17 protein-coding genes are annotated in these 18,186 nt (G+C 62.6%); 14 read left to right on the forward strand and 3 right to left on the reverse strand.

What is annotated here, in order from left to right; all coding sequences use genetic code 11:
- The first annotated feature begins 281 nt into the window (after positions 1 to 281).
- Positions 282 to 884: an imidazoleglycerol-phosphate dehydratase HisB gene (gene hisB, locus ENJ54_01565; GenBank protein ID HFC08531.1), complete on the forward strand. Its 603-nt coding sequence runs from the start codon at positions 282 to 284 to the stop codon at positions 882 to 884.
- A 1-nt stretch (position 885) separates the two neighbouring features.
- On the forward strand, positions 886 to 1,335 hold the full coding sequence (locus tag ENJ54_01570) for a hypothetical protein (GenBank protein HFC08532.1): 450 nt from the start codon (positions 886 to 888) through the stop codon (positions 1,333 to 1,335).
- Here ENJ54_01570 and ENJ54_01575 read toward each other — a convergent pair.
- Complete coding sequence (locus ENJ54_01575; protein ID HFC08533.1) at positions 1,303 to 2,259, reverse strand: DMT family transporter; 957 nt, start codon at positions 2,257 to 2,259, stop codon at positions 1,303 to 1,305. The genes ENJ54_01570 and ENJ54_01575 overlap by 33 nt on opposite strands.
- A 104-nt stretch (positions 2,260 to 2,363) precedes the next feature.
- On the opposite strand from ENJ54_01575, the gene ENJ54_01580 reads away from it, so the two are divergent.
- The 12 genes from ENJ54_01580 (at position 2,364) to hisA (ending at position 14,588) form a co-directional block, all read left to right on the forward strand.
- The gene (locus tag ENJ54_01580) at positions 2,364 to 2,969 is read left to right on the forward strand and encodes a class I SAM-dependent methyltransferase (protein ID HFC08534.1); all 606 of its coding nucleotides are present in this window, start codon (positions 2,364 to 2,366) and stop codon (positions 2,967 to 2,969) included.
- Positions 2,962 to 3,588 carry an imidazole glycerol phosphate synthase subunit HisH gene (gene hisH, locus ENJ54_01585; protein ID HFC08535.1) on the forward strand — a complete coding sequence of 209 codons (627 nt, stop codon included), beginning with the start codon at positions 2,962 to 2,964 and terminating at the stop codon, positions 3,586 to 3,588. The genes ENJ54_01580 and hisH overlap by 8 nt, the downstream gene beginning before the upstream one ends.
- Positions 3,589 to 3,615: 27 nt before the next feature.
- The gene (locus tag ENJ54_01590) at positions 3,616 to 4,119 is read left to right on the forward strand and encodes a methylglyoxal synthase (GenBank protein ID HFC08536.1); all 504 of its coding nucleotides are present in this window, start codon (positions 3,616 to 3,618) and stop codon (positions 4,117 to 4,119) included.
- A 148-nt stretch (positions 4,120 to 4,267) separates the two neighbouring features.
- Entirely contained in the window at positions 4,268 to 6,070 is a 1,803-nt protein-coding gene (locus ENJ54_01595) for a hypothetical protein (GenBank protein ID HFC08537.1), read from the forward strand.
- A gap of 1 nt (position 6,071) precedes the next feature.
- Positions 6,072 to 7,187: a CDP-alcohol phosphatidyltransferase family protein gene (locus ENJ54_01600; protein ID HFC08538.1), complete on the forward strand. Its 1,116-nt coding sequence runs from the start codon at positions 6,072 to 6,074 to the stop codon at positions 7,185 to 7,187.
- A 152-nt stretch (positions 7,188 to 7,339) separates the two neighbouring features.
- Positions 7,340 to 8,389: a peptide-methionine (S)-S-oxide reductase gene (gene msrA / locus ENJ54_01605; protein HFC08539.1), complete on the forward strand. Its 1,050-nt coding sequence runs from the start codon at positions 7,340 to 7,342 to the stop codon at positions 8,387 to 8,389.
- The gene (ribA, locus tag ENJ54_01610; protein HFC08540.1) at positions 8,238 to 10,106 is read left to right on the forward strand and encodes a GTP cyclohydrolase II; all 1,869 of its coding nucleotides are present in this window, start codon (positions 8,238 to 8,240) and stop codon (positions 10,104 to 10,106) included. The genes msrA and ribA overlap by 152 nt, the downstream gene beginning before the upstream one ends.
- Entirely contained in the window at positions 10,096 to 10,851 is a 756-nt protein-coding gene (locus ENJ54_01615; GenBank protein ID HFC08541.1) for a RibD family protein, read from the forward strand. The genes ribA and ENJ54_01615 overlap by 11 nt, the downstream gene beginning before the upstream one ends.
- Before the next feature lie 51 nt (positions 10,852 to 10,902).
- Complete coding sequence (locus ENJ54_01620) at positions 10,903 to 11,931, forward strand: zinc-binding alcohol dehydrogenase (protein ID HFC08542.1); 1,029 nt, start codon at positions 10,903 to 10,905, stop codon at positions 11,929 to 11,931.
- 150 nt (positions 11,932 to 12,081) lie between these two features.
- Entirely contained in the window at positions 12,082 to 12,468 is a 387-nt protein-coding gene (locus ENJ54_01625) for a 6-carboxytetrahydropterin synthase (protein ID HFC08543.1), read from the forward strand.
- Positions 12,469 to 12,727: 259 nt separating this feature from the next.
- The gene (locus tag ENJ54_01630) at positions 12,728 to 13,822 is read left to right on the forward strand and encodes a glycosyltransferase family 1 protein (GenBank protein ID HFC08544.1); all 1,095 of its coding nucleotides are present in this window, start codon (positions 12,728 to 12,730) and stop codon (positions 13,820 to 13,822) included.
- 31 nt (positions 13,823 to 13,853) lie between these two features.
- Entirely contained in the window at positions 13,854 to 14,588 is a 735-nt protein-coding gene (gene hisA, locus ENJ54_01635) for a 1-(5-phosphoribosyl)-5-[(5-phosphoribosylamino)methylideneamino]imidazole-4-carboxamide isomerase (protein ID HFC08545.1), read from the forward strand.
- Between the two features lie 15 nt (positions 14,589 to 14,603).
- Here hisA and ENJ54_01640 read toward each other — a convergent pair whose 3' ends face one another.
- Both ENJ54_01640 and ENJ54_01645 read right to left on the reverse strand, forming a co-directional pair.
- Positions 14,604 to 15,446 carry an SDR family oxidoreductase gene (locus ENJ54_01640; GenBank protein ID HFC08546.1) on the reverse strand — a complete coding sequence of 281 codons (843 nt, stop codon included), beginning with the start codon at positions 15,444 to 15,446 and terminating at the stop codon, positions 14,604 to 14,606.
- A gap of 32 nt (positions 15,447 to 15,478) precedes the next feature.
- Complete coding sequence (locus ENJ54_01645; GenBank protein ID HFC08547.1) at positions 15,479 to 18,061, reverse strand: penicillin acylase family protein; 2,583 nt, start codon at positions 18,059 to 18,061, stop codon at positions 15,479 to 15,481.
- Positions 18,062 to 18,186: the final 125 nt, after the last annotated feature.

Below are 18,186 nucleotides of genomic sequence, written 5' to 3' on the forward strand. Positions count from 1 at the left end.
ACACGAAAATAGTCCGGGCTGGCTGGTTTTGTGTTAGGATTTCTGCGCATGGCGTAACCTCGCTAAAGTGGTTTTGGGACACCCTTTTTAGCAGGTTACGCCTTCTTTTTCAACTCCTTTCCGATTTTTCGGATAGAGTCTAAGTCTTTTAGGGGTAGTTGTCAAGCAAGGCAACTGGCAGGGGAGCACTCAGATGTTGTATTTTGAATGCTTCCCCTTCCAAGCGGGCAAGCAACGGCCCCCGCTTTTCTGTTATACTCAGCCCACGCCAATCTTCCTCAATGATGAGGTGCCCTATGCGCCAATCTACCCTCCAACGCCAGACCAGCGAAACCACCATCGCCGTCACCCTGAACCTGGACGGCACAGGTCAGCACGCCATTGCCACCGGGCTGCCCTTCCTCGACCACATGCTGCGCCATGTGGCCGTGCACGGGCTGTTCGACCTCACCGTCGAGGCCCAGGGCGACCTGGAAATCGACCCCCATCACACCGTGGAAGACATCGCCCTCACCCTGGGCGCGGCTTTCGACCAAGCCCTGGGCGACCGCCGGGGCATCGTGCGCACGGGCCACGCCTACGTGCCCATGGACGAAGCCTTAGCCTTCGTGGCCGTGGATCTTTCCGGGCGGCCTTACCCTGTGGTGCGGGCCAAATGGCACGCGCCCGCAGTCGGCGGCATTCCCAACAGTTTGTGGCGGCATTTTCTGGAATCCTTCGCCGTAACCGCCCGCTGCAACCTGCACGCCCGCGTGCTCTATGGCCGGGATGACCACCATCAGGCCGAAGCCCTGTTCAAAGCCCTGGCCCGCGCGCTCGACGCCGCCACTATGATGGACCCTCGCCGGGGAGGAGCCATCCCTTCTACTAAAGGTGTGTTGTAAAATGCCCCCAAGCGCGTGGCTGTTTTGGCTGGCAGGCCTGTTGATTTTGGCGGTGATATTCCCCATCGTCATCTCTTTCCTTGCCCCCTTTTCCGGTTGGGAACGGTTGGCCAACCGCTACCCTTTAACCGGCGCCTTCCCCAAAGGGGGGCACCGCTTTCAAAGCATGTGGCTCAACAACATCGCCTACCGCCGTGTTCTGCGAATGGTCGAGACGCCAGAGGGGGTTTACATTGTGCCGATGAGCCTCTTTCGCCTTAACCATCCACCCTTGTTCATCCCCTGGCACGCGATTCAGGTAGAAGAACACCCCACGTGGTGGGGGTGGTACCGGGGACACATTCAATCCACTCCCAGGGAAGAATTCCACATTCCCGCCGGGGTGAAAAAACGATGGGCCTCTTTCTTGAAAAACGCCTCATCCTTGCCTCTGGAGCCAAAGGTACCCTGACACCGTCGCCAGCACGAGGAACGCCCCCAGCCATTGCAACGGCGTGGTCAGGCGTTCCCCCAAAAGCCACCACCCCAAGGCAATGGCCGAAACCAATCGCAAAGGCATCATGCTGGTAATCAGGGCGGCATTGGCACCGCTAAGGGCTGTGATCTGCACGAAATTTCCCAAAGCAAAAATGCCGCCAACCACCCACGCGATGACCAGCCATCCTTCCCAAGAAACATGCAGCCATGCGCCCCAATCCTCGCCAGCGAACACACTAATGACGGCATAAGTCACCGTCATCGCCAGGCCCTGTTGAAACATGATCAGCCCTCGCCCTGCATTCTGCCGGCTGCTACGGCGCACCACCTGAAAATAAACCGCCAGCGAAAGCATAGAAAGCCCCGCCACACCCAGGCCAACGAAATCCCGCGTCGAAAATCCCGCTAAAACATCTGACCAATCGGTCACCAAGGTGAGCACAGCCCCCAACGTCGAAAGCGCCAGGGCTTCATAGGTGTATCGTGGCGCTGGCTCCCCAAAAAGCCCTACACCCAACAATGCCACCATAAAAGGGGTCATCAAATAAACCAGTTGCACCCACGTCGCCCGGGTAAGCGAAATCGCAGAGATGTTGGTCACCGAGCGCAGCACGACGAAAAAGGCCAACGCCCAAAGCGCCTTCTCATGCCACAAAAACGCGACGACCTCCCGGGCCGAACGCTGCTCTTCCCGCCACATAACCCCTAAACCCACCAGGGTGGTGGCAGCCGTAGCAAACAACAACAAAGAAAACTTGGGCACTTCCATCAAAGCCCGCTTAGCCATCGGCGGGTAACTCCCCCAAATCAACTGGCCCAACAATCCCAGGCCCACATACCACGAGATTGCAGGCCGCCGCTTGAGTGTTCTCAATTTGGTTGCCATGCCCCCCATCATAGCATACCCTCCCCCAAAATACGGAGAGCAAAGGCGGCATCTCTCTCATCTCGCCTGACTTTGCAGTACAATGGAGACACCCATCCCGGCCACGGAGAAAAACCATGCTTTCGCTCAAACCCCTTTTTGCCCGTCTACCCATGGCGCGCTCTACCAAGGCCTACGCTTTCGGCCTGGAGCGCCTGCCCCCCCTGAGCGCCGGTCCGGTTCTGGAAATCGGCACCGGTCAAGGCTTTAGCACCGCCTTCCTCAGCCGCGCCCTGCCCAGCCGCCAGATAGTAGGCATCGACATCACCTACCAGTGCTTCAAACCCGAGCGGCTGACCTTTGGGCCACGCCGCCCCTGGTTTGTGCAGGCCAGTGCGCCCGCGTTGCCCTTCAGCACCAACACATTTGCTCTGGCCACGCTGGTCATGACGTTCCACTGCCTGCCCAAACCTCAGCAGGTTTTCCGGGAAATCTTCCGCGTGCTCAAGCCCGGGGGGGTGCTGCTCATGGCCGACGTGGACGGTCATCATCGCATTGCGCCGTGGTTTGAGCGCGTCGAGCACTGGGGTGGCATCAGCCCCATTACGCGAGCCTATACTCCCGAGGAAGTCACCGCCCTGGGGGCTGCGGCTGGTTTCTCGCCGCCGCGCACCTTCTACCGCAAACCCAACGGTTTCATGATTTGGTATCTCTTCCAAAAGGAGCCAGCAAACCATGAGTGACGTGGTGCTCATCGACGCCGGAACAGGCAATTTGCGCTCGGTGCATAAAGCGTTGGAAGCCGTCGGCGCGCGGGTGACGCGCACGGATGATCCTGCGAAGGTGCGCCAGGGCAAGCGACTGGTGCTGCCCGGCGTAGGCGCCTTTGGCGACTTCATGGCAGGGCTGCGGCAACGCGGCCTGGAAGACGCCCTGTTGGAAGCCGTTGGCGGCGGGGCGCTCTTGCTGGGCATCTGCGTGGGCATGCAGGCGCTCTTCGACATCGGCGAAGAAATGGGGCAGCACCAGGGGCTGGGATTGCTGCCAGGACGCGTGGTAGCCTTCCCGGAAAACCTGCGTGCCGAGGGGCTGAAAATTCCCCACACGGGGTGGAACTTTGTGGAATGGGCTCACCCCAACCCCTTGCGCGCAGGGCTGGAAAGCGGCGGCTATGCCTATTTCAATCACTCTTTCTACTGCCTTCCCGAAAACGCACATGATATCATTGGCTATACCGATTACGGCCTTCGCTTCGCCAGCGCCGTATGGCGCGATAATTTACTCGGCGTGCAATTCCACCCCGAAAAAAGCCAGCGCGTTGGCCTGCAAGTGCTGGCAAATTTCCTTTCCTGGCAGCCCTGAGCGACTGCTCCCTCCCCCGAGGAAGCCATGAACGATTATATTAAAATCCCCCTTCGCGCGCACAAACACATCGGGCTGGTTGCCCACGACGGACGCAAACGCGACCTGCTCGAATGGATTGCCTTCAACAAGGGCACCTTGAGCCGCCATCGCCTCTACGCCACCGGCACGACCGGTCTCCTCATTCAGAAGGAAACCGGGCTGCGGGTGATTCGCCTGAAAAGCGGCCCCTTCGGCGGCGACCAGCAAATGGGCGCACTCATTGCCGATGGGGAAATCGACATCCTGATTTTCTTCTGGGACCCGCTGGAACCCCAGCCCCACGACCCCGACGTCAAAGCCCTGCTGCGAATTGCCGTGCTCTACAACATCCCCACAGCCTCAAACCGGGCGACTGCCGATTTCCTCATCTCGTCTCCCCTCCTCGATGAGCCTTATGCGCGGCTGATTCCCAACTACCGGCAGCGCATCAAACGCGCACCTTTCATCGAAGCCGCCTTGCGTGAAACCTCTCACGACGAGCAGCCCTAAACGAACCGTTTGAACAAGCGCGTGGCGGCAGCCTCGCTGCTTTGGAGCCGCGCGTGGCGCCTGCGCGCCCGGGGCGCTACGACGCCATCGCGCCGAACTTTGCCCAAACTCTTGGTCAGAAAAGTAAAAGCGGGTATAATCACCGCCGATGAAATATTTATCATCGCTACAAAACAAGAATAATTTCATTTTCTGGCTGGCGTTTTTAGGGGGCAACCTGGTGCTGTTCGCGCCCATGTATATCCTGACCGCGCAAGGCAGCGCCTTCTTCCCCAGCCTGCACAGTTGGGCTGCGCTACAAGCGCGGGAAAACTACGACCTCTGGCGGCTGGGGCTGGAATGGGTGCTTCTCTTTGCCGTGTGGGTTGCCTTCCCTCGTTTGTGGACGGTGCGCGGACGGCGGGCTTTCCGGTGGGCAGCGTTTGCCCTGTTGCTGGTTTTCCTCATCTACCAGATTTACGAGGCCGTTGACGTTGCGCTCTACCACAACACGCCCAATTTTTATAACGACTGGGCTTTCCTGGGCGGTGGCATTGGGTTTGTCCTCGATAGCCTGACCCTGCCCTGGTGGGCCTATCCCGCTGGCGTGGTTGGGCTGATCGTTGCCGTGTGGCTCATTTATCAGATTGCCACCACACCGTTTACTCGCGTGGTTCCCAACCGACTGCACCCCCTCACGCGTGGGGGCATCCTCGTGTTGGCCGCAGCGGCGCTGGCTTTCACCGTGGCTTTCCCCGCAGAAGCCGCTACCCCCGAAGGCGAAGTTGCCAGCCTGAGCCTTAAACTCGCTGCGAACATCCGGCAAGCGCGCCTCACGCAAGAGCGCGTGCAAGCGATGCAACAGGTTTCGCCTTACAAAGTGTATGACTACCGCCGCTACACTCTTGCAGAGCACCCCAACGTTTACCTCTTTTTCCTGGAATCCTATGGCAGCGTGCTGATCAACGACCCGGTCTTCCACTCGCGCTATGAAGCGCTCATGGACGCGGTGCAGCAGGAACTAAGCGCCGCTGGCTGGCACATGGCTTCAGGATTGAGCCGCTCGCCGGTATGGGGCGGGGGTTCCTGGATGGCCTACACCAGCGCCCTGTGCGGCGTGCGAATTGCCCAACAACCGCAATACCTCACCTTGAAATACAGTTTCCAAAATACGCCCTACCCCAACCTGGGGCGCTACATGCAAAGCCAGGGCTATCGGTTCACCTGGGTGGTTCCCATTGACCGCGAACTTTCTGCATACCTCTGGAAAACCAACCGCCGCTTTTACGGCCCCGATGTCTGGCTCACTTTTTCCGACCTGAACTACCACGGGCCGGAATACAGTTGGGGGCCCTCGCCGCCCGACCAGTACACGCTGGGTTTCCTGCGCGCCTGGCTTGCCAAGCAGCCCCCCAAACCCAACTTCGTCTTCTTCCTCACGCAAAACACCCACTACCCCTTTGCCCCTGTGCCGCCCATCGTGAAAGACTGGCGGGAACTCAACGACCCCAACATCGACCACCCAGACGCCCGGCCCAAGCCTCGCGCCGTCGAAGCCTATATGGAAGCCGTCACGTACGATTGGCAAGTGCTGGCCGACTTCATCCGCACAGCCGGGAAGAACGACGTCTTCATTCTGGTCGGCGACCACCAACCCCCGGCCGTTTCCGGCCCGTGGGATGGTTACGAGACCATCATGCACGTCATCGCGCGCGACCCTGCCTTCGTCGAAAGCTTCACAACCTACGGTCTGGTGCCCGGCATGCTGCCCGACCCCCATGCCGCGCCGCTGCACCACGAAGGGCTGTATTCGTTGCTGGTACGTCAGTTAGTCGCTCGGTGGGGCACCAACCCTAACGACCTGCCAGCCTACCATCCGCAGGGCATTCGCATTCCGGGCATTCTGCCCAAAGTGCGTTCCATTTACCACAAAGCCCAAAAATTCAAACCCCACGCGACGGAGCAGCCCTGAAATGGTCAAAGCGCCACGCGATTTCATCGGCTGGTTGGGCCTTAGTGTGGCCGCCTTAGGTGCGGGATTCCTCTGGCAACGCGCCTACGCCCCTTCGGGGGCATGGTGCTGGTTAGCCCTGAGCGGGGCTGGGGTTGCCTATGTTGCCTTTTATGCCTGGCGGCACCTGGGCGAGAACCGCCCAACCCTCGAAGCCTCGCCCTACCCCTCTTTAGGCCCTGCCAACATGCTGACGCTCACCCGCGGCCTGGCGGTGGCGTTGATGCTGGGCTTCTTCTGCCCCCACACGGCCACAGGGTGGGGGCCGGGGCTGCTTTACACTTTCGTGGCGCTGACCGACTGGTGGGACGGGCTTCTGGCGCGCCTCACCGGCCACACCTCCCTCCTGGGACAACGCCTGGACATGCTGGTAGACAGCGTGGGGGTGCTCGCTGCGTCGGGGCTGGCCGTAGCCCTTGGCCGCCTGCCGTGGTGGTACCTCAGTGTAGGCCTGGCCCGCTACGCCTTCCTGGGGTGGGAAGCCCTGCTACGCGCGCGCGGACGCACCCCGCGGCCTATCCCTCCCGACCCGCAGCGGCGGGCCAACGCCGGCTTGATGATGAGTTTCCTGGCCGCGGCCTTGTGGCCGCTTTTCTCACCGCGTGCCCTTGCCCTGGTCGGCGTCTGGTTTCTCATTCCCTTCCTGGCGCTTTTCCTGCGCGACGGCGCCTGGGAAGCCGGGCTTGGCAAGGCCCCCTCTCCCACCACCGACGCCACGCAGCGCGGCTGGCATAAAGCCCAAGCGCTCCTCCGCCTGCTGGCAGCCCTTGTTTTCCTCATCACCCTGCAACACCCCACGGTAGAGCCTGCCGCCCGCTGGGCGGGCACGCTACTGGCCGCGCTTCTGGTGCTGGGCATCCTCCCCCGCCTGGCCGCGCTGGGCAGCCTGCTGACACTGGGCGCTGCATGGACGGGGGGGCTTCCCCTGGAAGCCGCTGGCATGCTGAGCGCGGCCATGCTCACTACGGTAGCGTTTTACGGCGGCGGCGCGGCCTGCCTCTGGGCCCCCGACGACCGCATTTTCCTCACCCATGTAGGGCCGCGCGCCTCGACGGCGCCACCACAAACGACCGACTGATACCCCCCACCCTTTGAGATTACCCTCTAAGAAGAAGTAAAATACTTATGCCCTCCTCAACCCGCCGCGTTTTCACGGCCCTTGCACTTCTCACCCTCATCGTCGGCGCCGCGCTGTTCTTGCTCAAACCCGCCTCTTCTGGAGACACTGCCATGCTGCCCCCCACCTCTGCTGCTGAGCCCAATTACACCCCCGAAACCATCTGCGAAGCCATCTTCGCCGGGGGCTGCTTCTGGTGCATGGAAGCCCACTTCGAAGCACTGCCCGGCGTGCTGGAAGTGACTTCCGGCTACACCGGCGGCGACGTGCCTAACCCCACCTACGAACAGGTTTCCACCGGCACCACAGGACACTTCGAGGCCGTGCGGGTGCGCTACGACCCCAACCGCATCACCTACCGCCGCCTGCTGGAAGCCTTTTGGCAACCCATTGACCCTACCGACCCCGGCGGGCAATTCTACGACCGCGGCCCTCAATACCGCACCGCTATTTTCTACCTCGACGACGAGCAAAAACGTCTGGCCGAGGAATCCAAGCAGGCCCTGGAAGCCTCAGGCATCTTCAAAAAGCCCATCGCCACCCTCATTCTGCCAGCCAAACCCTTTTACCCTGCCGAAAACTATCACCAGGGCTACTACAAAAAGAACCCCGCGCATTACCAGCGTTATGTCATGGCCTCGGGCAAGGAAACCTTTGCCGAACTCACCTGGCGAGACTACCCAAATTTCGACTTCTTTCCCAACGAAAACAAGCCCTGGAAACACTTTCAAAAGCCCTCAGACGCGGTGCTGCGCCGCAAGTTAACGCCGCTGCAATACGAAGTGACCCAGCAAAACGGCACCGAACTGCCTTTCGACAACCCGTACTGGAACCAGCAACACCCCGGCATCTACGTCGACCTCCTTTCCGGGGAACCGCTGTTCAGCACCCTCGACCAATACGATTCGGGCACCGGTTGGCCCAGTTTTACCCGCCCGCTGGAACCCGACAACTTAGTCGAGCGCCTCGACACCAGCCACGGGATGCAACGCATTGAAGTTCGCAGCCGTTATGCAGATTCTCATCTCGGGCATCTCTTCTTCGATGGGCCACCACCCACTCACTTGCACTATTGCATTGACTCAGCCGCGCTGCGCTTCATTCCCGTGGAAGACCTCCAACGGGAAGGCTACGGCGAATATCTGCCCTTGTTCCAGAAATAGGTTCGCAACGGCTGGGCACGCCAGCCCTCTCTCGCCACACACAGTGGCTGCCTTTCGGCCGATGAGATCCTTTCTCAAAACCCTCAGCTGGCTGCTCCTGGCGGCATTGCTGGGCTGGGCAGCCACTAAAGTGCCGTGGAGCGCAACCTGGGCCACGCTGCGACGCTTTCCCGTAAGCACGCTGCTGGGGCTCATTGCACTCAACGTGCTCATTCTGTGGCTGTTTGCCCTTCGGTGGTGGTGGCTGCTGCGGGTGGCGGGGCATCCCGTCCCGTGGGGGCACCTCACGGCCTACCGGGTTGCCGCTTTCAGCGTCAGTTATTTCACCCCCGGCTCGCAGTTCGGCGGCGAACCGTTGCAGGTTTGGGCGCTCTGGCGGCAAGAAAACGTTCCCACCGCCACAGCATTAGCCAGCGTAGGGCTGGATAAACTGCTCGAACTCGTGGGCAATTTCGGCTTCCTACTGGTCGGCGCGGCAGCCCTTGCTCACCTTGGTCTGCTCTCGCCCGCAATGCGGCGCAGCCTGCCGCTGGGGGCTGGCGGGCTGGCCTTGCTCACCGTGCTCTACCTCGTAGTGGTCTGCCGCGGGGTCAGCCCCCTTCAGCGGCTATCTTCCCACCTACCGCGTTTCCTGCGCCGGGCCGCCCACCACGGGGCAGCCGCCGAAGCCACCGCAGCCAGTCTCTGCCGCCGCCGCCCCGCCCTGGCGCTGATCGGTCTGGCCCTCGCGCTCCCTACCTGGGTCGCTCTGTGGGGCGAATATGCCCTGATGACCCACGGCCTGGGCATGCACCTGACCTTCGCTCAAACCCTGGTGCTGATGACCGCCGCCCGACTGGCTTTCCTGCTGCCCCTCTTGCCCGGAGGGTTGGGGGCGCTGGAAGCCGGGCTGGTCCTGACCCTCGGCACGCTGGGCTATGGGCCTTCCTACGGATTAGCCCTCGCTCTCATCATCCGCCTGCGCGATCTAACCGTCGGCGCGGTGGGGCTGTTCATTGCTCATCGGCTTGGTGTTCAAACCCTGGGCTCCCCCCCACCGCCTTCCTCACCCCAAAAAACCAACACCTCGGAGGTTCCTATGAAAGTCAAAGTTCAACGCATGGTCTGCGCTCGCATTCCCACCCAGGAAGGCACCTTCCAACTCTGCCTCTACCACAACAACAAAGACCAGAAAGAGCATCTCGCCCTGGTGGTCGGCGACGTGGCCGGAGAAGGCGTGCTGGTGCGCATCCATTCCGAATGCTTCACCGGCGACGTGCTCGGCTCGCGGCGCTGCGACTGCGGTGAGCAACTGCACCTCGCCATGCAACACATCGCCGAAAAAGGCCGTGGCGTGGTCGTCTACCTGCGGCAGGAAGGCCGCGGCATCGGCCTGCTGGAAAAACTCAAGGCTTACAACCTGCAAGACCAGGGCTACGACACCGTCGAAGCCAACCTCGCGCTGGGGCATCAGGCCGACGAGCGGGAATACGATGTCGGCGTCGCCATTTTGCGCGACCTTGGAGTGCAATCGGTGCGTCTGCTGACCAACAACCCCAAGAAAATCGAATCGCTGGAAGCCTTGGGCATGCCGGTGGTGGAACGCGTGCCGGTGGTGGCTACCATCCATGACGACAACCGCGCCTACCTCGAAACCAAAGCCCGCCGAATGCACCATCTGCTGGACATGGGTTCCCTGACCTTGCACGCGCAGGAAAAGCCGACCGATGAATCCTGAAAGCGGTGCTGCGCCAGACCCGGTAGCAGACATTCGGGGCACCGTCAAGGCCATTTGCGCCTCGGGGCGGCCGCTGGTGACGCTGACCTACGCCCAGAGCCTGGACGGCAGCATCAGCCATCGCCCCGAGGCGCCATTGGCGCTGAGCGGCCCCGAGACCAAATACCTCACCCACCGCTTACGGGCCGCCCACGATGCCATTCTGGTCGGCGTGGGCACCGTGCTGGCCGACGACCCCAAACTGACAGCCCGGCAGGTGGGCGGCCCCCACCCGCGCCCCGTCGTGTTAGACTCGCGGCTGCGCACCCCGCCCACCGCGCGGGTGCTGCAACACCCCCGCGGCTGCATCATTGCGGCTGCCGAAGACGCCCCCCAAGAACGCGAGGCCGTTTTAGCCACCGCCGGGGCCCACGTGGTGCGTCTGCCGCGAGGAGCCACCGGCGTTTCCCTACCTGCTTTGCTTTCATGGCTATACGAAGCGCAGGTGTGCAGCCTGATGGTCGAAGGCGGACGGCAAGTACTCACCGCTTTCCTTCAGGCGGGGCTGGTCGATTGGGTCTTGCTGACCATTGTGCCTTACTTCGTCGGCGGCGTGCCCGCCCTGGCCCCGCTTTTGCCCCGCTCGCCCCAGCCGGACAGCGTGGAAGCCTTCCCCGGCCTGGCCCCGGGCTGGCAAGTGATGCGCCTGGGCCGCGACCTGGTGCTCTGGGGGCAGATGCCGCCTGCCAACCCGGCCAGCCGCTGACCGCCCTCTCATTACCGCACCGCTTCTTCCTTCCCCCTCCTCACTCCCACCATGCAAAATCTCGCGCTCTATTTCACCGCTCCCCGCCAAGTTGAACTGCGCACCGAAGCCTGCCCGTCCCCCGGCCCCGGCCAGGTGCGCGTGCACACGCGGATTTCGGCCATCAGCCCCGGCACCGAAATGCTCATCTACCGTGGGCAAATGCCCCAGGGGCTGGCCGCCGACGAAGCACTGGAATCCCTCGCCGGGGCGTTAGCCTACCCCCTCAAATACGGCTACGCCGCCGTGGGGCAGGTCACCGACCTGGGCCCGGGGGTGGATGCCGGCTGGAAGCACCGGCTGGTTTTCGCCTTCCAACCCCACCAGCGGTGCTTCGTAACCAGCGTGGAAAGCCTGTTGCCCGTGCCGGACGGCCTCCCGCCGGAGCGCGCGGCCTTTTTGCCCAACATGGAAACCGCGGTCAACTTCCTGATGGACGGCGCGCCCCTCATCGGCGAACAAGTGGCCGTGCTGGGGCAAGGCGTGGTGGGGCTGCTTACCACGGCGCTGCTGAGCCGCTTTCCGCTGGCCGCGCTGGCGGTCTTCGACCGTTACCCCCGGCGGCGAGAGGCCGCCCAACGCCTGGGCGCCACCTTAGCCCTCGACCCCGCCACGCCCGACGCGCTGGAAGCCGCCCGCGCCCATCTTCACGCTCGCGACCTTTACGACGGCGTTGACCTGGCCTTCGAACTTTCTGGCAACCCCGCAGCCCTCGATTTCGCCCTGGCCCTGACAGGCTTCGCCGGGCGGGTGGTCATCGGCTCATGGTACGGCAGCAAACGCGCCCCCCTCGATTTGGGCGGGCGCTTCCACCGCAGCCGCATCCGCCTGCTGAGCAGCCAGGTCAGCACCCTGGCGCCCGAACACGCCGCCCGGTGGAATAAAGCCCGCCGCCTGCGCACGGCCTGGGATATGCTCCGCACTTTCCCAGCAGAGCGCCTGATCACCCACCGCTTTGCCTTTGCCCAGGCCGCCGAAGCCTATCGGCTGCTGGATGAGCGTGCAGGGGAAGCAATACAGGTGATTTTCACCTACGAATGAGCGGGTTGCGAATAGTGACTTGCGAATGGCAATTTGCGATTAGCAATTAGCGGCGCAACCACACGCATGGAACCACCAGGCAACCAGCCAACCCGGTAACCAGGCAGCCAGGCAACCAAGTAACCACTCCCCCCTCACGAGGTAACCACCATGTACCAACTCACCGTCATCCGCGATTTCATCGCCCAACACTATCTCATCGGCGGCGACTGGGGCGCCGAAAACAACCCCCACAGCCACCACTACCGCGCCGAAGTGCAACTGGAAGGCGAAAGCCTGGATCAGCACGGCTATCTGGTCGATATTGTGGCCGTAGAAGCCGCCTTAGAGCGCCTCATCGCCCGCTACCGCGACCACACCCTCAACGACCTGCCCGAATTTGCCGGGCTGAACCCCAGCCTGGAGCACTTCGCCCGCATTTTCGCGCAGGCGTTAGCGCCCGACATCGCCGCGCCCAACCTCACCCGCCTCACCGTGCGCTTGTGGGAACACGAAACCGCCTGGGCAGCATACACCCTGCCGCTGAACGCGGCCTGAAGGCGCCTTCGCAGCGGTTGCGGTCATCTGAGCACACGCAAAACGTGCAGAAACGCAACCGTGCTTACGGAAAGCGCCCTCACCCCTCAAGCCGTCCCCTTCGACTCCGCTCAGGGAGCGGCTTTCTCCCCTCTCCCAGTGGGAGAGGGGAGAAATGGCGAGCGAAGCGAGCCAAAGTAGGGTGAGGGCGGAGCACCGCTTCAACAACTTTTGCTTGCCCTCAGCCTCCCCTTTCCTTGTCCTCGGCTATACGAAATCCATGTTCCCTTCGCTTCGCATCGGCCTTGTCATCTACGGCTCGTTAGACACCCTCTCCGGCGGCTATCTTTACGACCGCCTGCTGGTGCACCACCTGGAAGCCCACGGCCATCGTGTCACCGTGCTCTCCCTGCCGTGGCGCGACTACCCGCGCCACTTGGCCGACAACTTTTCAACCAGCCTCGCCCGGCGCATCCTGACCACGCCGGTTGACCTCTGGCTGCAGGACGAACTCAACCACCCTTCGCTCTTCTGGCTCAACCGCCGGGCGCGGCCTGCCGTTCCCATCGTGAGCATCGTCCACCACCTGCGCAGCGACGAGCGCCATCCACGCCCCTGGCTTCCGCTATATCGCGCCGTGGAACGCGCTTACCTGCGCAGCGCGGATGCCTTCATCTTCAACAGCCGCACCACCCAGGCCGCGGTCGCCAGCCTGCGGGGCGAACCGCTGCCGCCCCACATCGTGGCCTACCCCGGCGGCGACCGCCTGCACCCCCAGGCCGATGCCGCCCTCATCTGCACCCGCGCCCACGAACCCGGGCCCCTGCGCGTCCTCTTCCTGGGCAACCTCATCCCGCGCAAGGGGCTGCACGTGCTCTTGCAGGCCCTCGCCCGCCTGAACCCCGCCAAAGCCGTGCTGGACGTGGTGGGCGGCGAAACTTTCGCCCCCGCCTACGCCCGCCAGATGCGCCGCCTGGCACAACGCCCCGGCCTGCAGGGGCGGGTGCGTTTCCACGGCAGGCAGGACGATGAAGCCCTGCGCCGCCTGCTCAGCCGCGCCCACGTGTTGACCGTGCCTTCCCGCTATGAAGGTTTTGGCATCGTGTATCTGGAAGCCATGGGCTTCGGCCTGCCGGTGATCGCCGGCGAGCGCGGCGCGGCGTGGGAATTCGTAACGCCCGGGGAAAACGGCTTCCTGCTGCCCGCCAACGAAACCGCCGCCATTGCAGCGTTAGCGAAGCACCTGCGCGCCCTGCATCGGGACCGGGAGCGGCTGGCTGCCATGGGGCTGGCCGCCCGGCAACGTTACGAGCAACACCCCACCTGGGAAGCCAGCATGGCGCGCATTCGGGGTTTCCTGGAAAGCCTGCTCTGACCACTTCCTTACCCCCACTTTCAGGAAGGCGCTGATGTTCACCCTTTACCCTGCCATCGACCTCCACCAGGGGCAAGTGGTGCGCCTGAAGCAAGGCGACCTTGCCCGCCAAACCCGCTACGCCACCAACCCGGCTGTCGTTGCCCGCCGATGGCTCGCCGAAGGCGCCCAGTGGCTGCACGTGGTCAACCTCGATGGCGCATTCGGCCAGGACGACGCGGCCAACCGCGCCGCATTGCAAGCCATTCTGCAAGAAGCCGCCACCCATCAGGCCCGCGTCCAGTTCGGCGGCGGCCTGCGCAGCCTGAAAGCCGTAGGCGAGGCCCTGCGGCTGGGCGTCAGCCGGGTCGTGCTGGGCACCTTAGCCGCCCGCCAGCCTGAAGCCGTGGCCGAAGCCCTGCGCCGCTGGGGGCCGGAACGCGTTGCCGTGGGCATCGACGCCCGCGGGAGGCGCGTGCAGGTGAGCGGCTGGGCCGAAGCCACCGACCTGGAAGCCACCACCTTCGCCCGCCGTCTGGCCGCAATGGGGCTGCGCACCGTGATTTTCACCGATATTGCCCGCGACGGCCTGCAAACCGGCCTGGCGCTGGAAGCCACCGCCGCCCTGCAAGCCGCCAGCGGGCTGGAAGTCATCGCCTCGGGCGGCGTGGCCTCGCTGGACGACCTGCGTGCCGCCCAAGCCACCGGGCTGGCAGGGGTGATTGTGGGGCGGGCGCTTTACGAGGGGGCGTTTACCGTGGCCGAGGCGCTGCGGGCGCTGACCTGACCCCCCGCCTTTCGCCTACGCCAGGCCGGTCAACCTCTCACTGACTTCCCAAAGCCGCCGCGCCAGGGCATCGTCGCGCGCCGCCTCCGAAGGCTCTACCTGCTTGCACTCGACGAAATAGTGACCGCTGACCGACACCACTTCCGGCGACGTCGCGAGATAAAGGATCGTATCGGCGCCTTCTTCGGGCGTCAGGGCAAAACGGGCCACCACCCACTGCGCCAGGCGGTCGAGGGGCGCAAAACCCGCCTTCCAGATGCCGGTCGCTACCATGCCGGGGTGCATGGCGTTGACCGTAAGCGGCGTTCCGGCTTCTCGCCGCGCCAGTTCACGCGTAAAGAGGATGTTCGCCAGTTTTGAGCGCCCATAGGCCTTCATGCCCGAATAGCCGTGCTCAAACGCCAGGTCGTCCCAATCGAGCGTGCCGGTGCGGTGCATGGACGAAGCCACGTTGATCACACGCCCGGCCGGTGCGGCCCGAAGCATATCCAAAACCAGATTGGTCAGCAGGAAGGGGGCCAAGTGGTTGACCAAAAAAGTCTTTTCCACGCCGTAGGGGGTCATCTCGCGGCGGAGGAAGAAGGCGCCAGCGTTGTTGACCAGCACGTCCAGGCGGTCGAAGCGCGCATGCACCGCCGCAGCCAGCCGCCGCACTTGCTCCAGGTCGGAAAAATCGGCCAGGAAGGCCGCCACGCGCGCATTACCGCTTTCCGTGCGAATTTTCGCCACCACGCGCTCGGTTTTGGCTGGATTGCGCCCCACCACGCCCACTTCCGCACCCAATGCTGCCAGCGTCGCCGCGGTCACCTGCCCAATGCCCGAAGTCGCCCCGGTGACCAGGCAAATTTTGCCATCCATACGGGGGAAATCGCCCATCATGCTCATTCTCCTCACGGTTCCAGCCGCAAATGGTCGGCAGCGTGGGCTTCCACAGCCGGTCGGGTCCACCACATGGGGTAGTACTTTCCCCCCGCCCAGAGCGTCATCATATCGTCGTAGTGGGGGTGGTAGGCATGGCCGGATTCCCCGGTGGTGTGCACGGTCAAAGAAGCGTCCAGGTTGCTCAAGTCCACGATCATCCGCATGGAAGGCAGCCAATAGACCTCGAAGGAATGCCCTACCTTCCAGCCAGTGGCGTTGACCAGCCCTTTGCTGCCCGTGGTGCGCACGGGGCCGCGGTTGAACATCGCCTCAATCGGCCCAATGCCCGACTCACCGAGGGTCTGGTTGCGGAACACGGCGACATGCAGGTCGCCCCAGCGCGGCCACTTTGCCATATCCTTTCCGTACTTTGCACGCATCTGTGCCACCGTTTCCTGCCACGCCCGCAGGAAAATGTCGTCACGGCTTTCCACCGCGGGGGTGGCTTTATCATCCCAGAAGAAGTTGTGGGGATCGTCATCCAGATTGCGCATGACTTCCATCCAGCGCTCGCCGCCGGTCGGCCAGTAGGCTTTCGGGAGGTCGTCTTTGAACGTATCCAGCAACAGGTTTTGCCAGAAATAGGCGAACACTGCCGCCGGCTGAGAATTAGCATCGTAGCGGTCATCCCAGTTTTGCAGAAAACGGTCGCGGGCAGCAGTCAGGTCAGCGTCCTTCATGGGCAAGCCCAGCAAAATATGCACCTGCCTGGCCGCGTTGGTGCTGTAAGCGTCGAACTGCATGGATTCCAGCGTGGTTTTGTCGATTTTGCCGGGGGCCTCTTTGAGCATCTCGATGATGCGCTCGGCACGGAAGCCGTATGTCCAATCGGTGGTGATGAGGTAGGGGTAATTCCACGGCGGCACCCGGTTGTTGGCCGTGACGATGTAGCCTTCCGGCGGGTTGAAGGCATAGGGCAATTCCTCGAGAGGCACGTAGCCCACCCAATCATAATCGCCCGTCCAGCCCGGCACCGGCAGCCGCCCATCGCCCGCTTTCCGAATGGGAATCAGCCCCGGCATTTGGTAGCCGATATTGCCGTCCACATCAGCATACACCAGGTTTTGAGCGGGAACGTAGAACTTCAACGCCGCAGCGCGAAATTCCTCCCAATTTTGGGCAGTATCCATGCCCCAAATAGACGCGAAGGGTGTGGAGGGCGAGAGCGCCGTCCAGGCCAGGGCAATAGCATAATGCTCCGGCAGGGAAATGCCGGCGCGATCTTTGAAGGGTGTGGCCTCGGGATGTTTTTCGGGGTCAATGTTATCTTTGAGAGGGCCGTAAGTATCCGAAATGATAGGCCCATGCCGCGAGATGCGCACGGTAATCGTAACCGGTTCACCACCCGCGACGTTGATGGTTTCCTGGCGGGTTTCGAAGTTCACCCACTTGCCTTTGTATTCGTATTGCATGGGGTTGTCAGGGTTCACCTTTTCGATGAACAAATCCATGACATCAGGCCCCACGTTGGTAAAGCCCCATGCGATGCGGTCGTTGTGTCCAATGACGATGCCTGGCACACCGGCAAAGGAGAACCCGCCGACGGAGAAGGGGCACGCGGCGTTCACCGGCTGGCAGTGCAAGGACATCTGGAACCAAATCGAGGGCATCTGGATGCCCAAATGAGGGTCGTTGGCTAAATACGGCTTTCCGGTATCGGTCAGCGCGCCGGAAACCACCCACGAGTTGGAACCCACCCCCATACCCGTTTCACCGATAAGGGCATCCACCGCCCGGAAGCGGTCGGCCACCGTCAACCAGGCGCTGGCGGGCAGGTCACGCGCCGCAGCCAAAGGCGGGCTTCCCTCGCTGCCACTGCTGGCGCCGCTGAAAGGCTGCGTCACAATGGTCGGCTCATCCTTGGGGTAAGGCGGAAACAGTGTGCCCACCTGCTCTGGCGTGAGATGGGCAAGCAGCACGGCACGCTCGATTTCCGCGCCAATGTTGCCGCGCAAGTCCCACGCCATCGCCTTGCCCCACACCAACGAATCCACCGGCGTCCAGGGGGCAATCTGGTAGCCGCGGTTGAGAATGCCCTTCAGAATCAGGTATTCCAGGCTCAACTCGGTCGGCTGGCGGTCGGCGATGTAAGCGTTGACGCCCTCCGTGTAGGCTTCCAGAATGGCTTTGGATTGCGGGGAAAGTTGTTCATATTCCTGCTCGGCGACCTCCCGCCACCCCATCGTGCGCAGGAATTCGTCGGTTGCCAGTTGCGACTTCCCAAACATCTCCGAAAGTCGCCCGCTGCCGACGTGCCGCCAGAAATCCATTTGCCAGAAGCGTTCTTGCGCATGGATATATCCCTGCGCAAAGAAGAGGTCATGGAGATTGGAAGCATACACACTCGGCACGCCCATCGCGTCGCGGTAAACATCCACCGGCGCGCGCAATCCTTTGAGGTGCAGCGTGCCCGTGGTTTGCGGAAACGACTTGGGGGCAACCACCCGCGGCACATACACCTTGAGCCAGAAAGCGCCGCCCGCCGCCACGGCCACAACCACTACCACGACGGCCAATACCACATATTTCAAAACCCGCGCCCACTTGTTCATCAATTGCGCTCCTCGTCTTACTCAATCTGTTGACAACTTACGCCCATTATACTCATGCCTTCATCAACCACCGCCTCCAAACCCCCATTTTCGCCAAATTCCCCCACTGCACCTGCGAGCGCTGC

The organism is Chloroflexota bacterium, assembly GCA_011322445.1.
GTDB lineage: Bacteria > Chloroflexota > Anaerolineae > Anaerolineales > DRMV01 > DRMV01.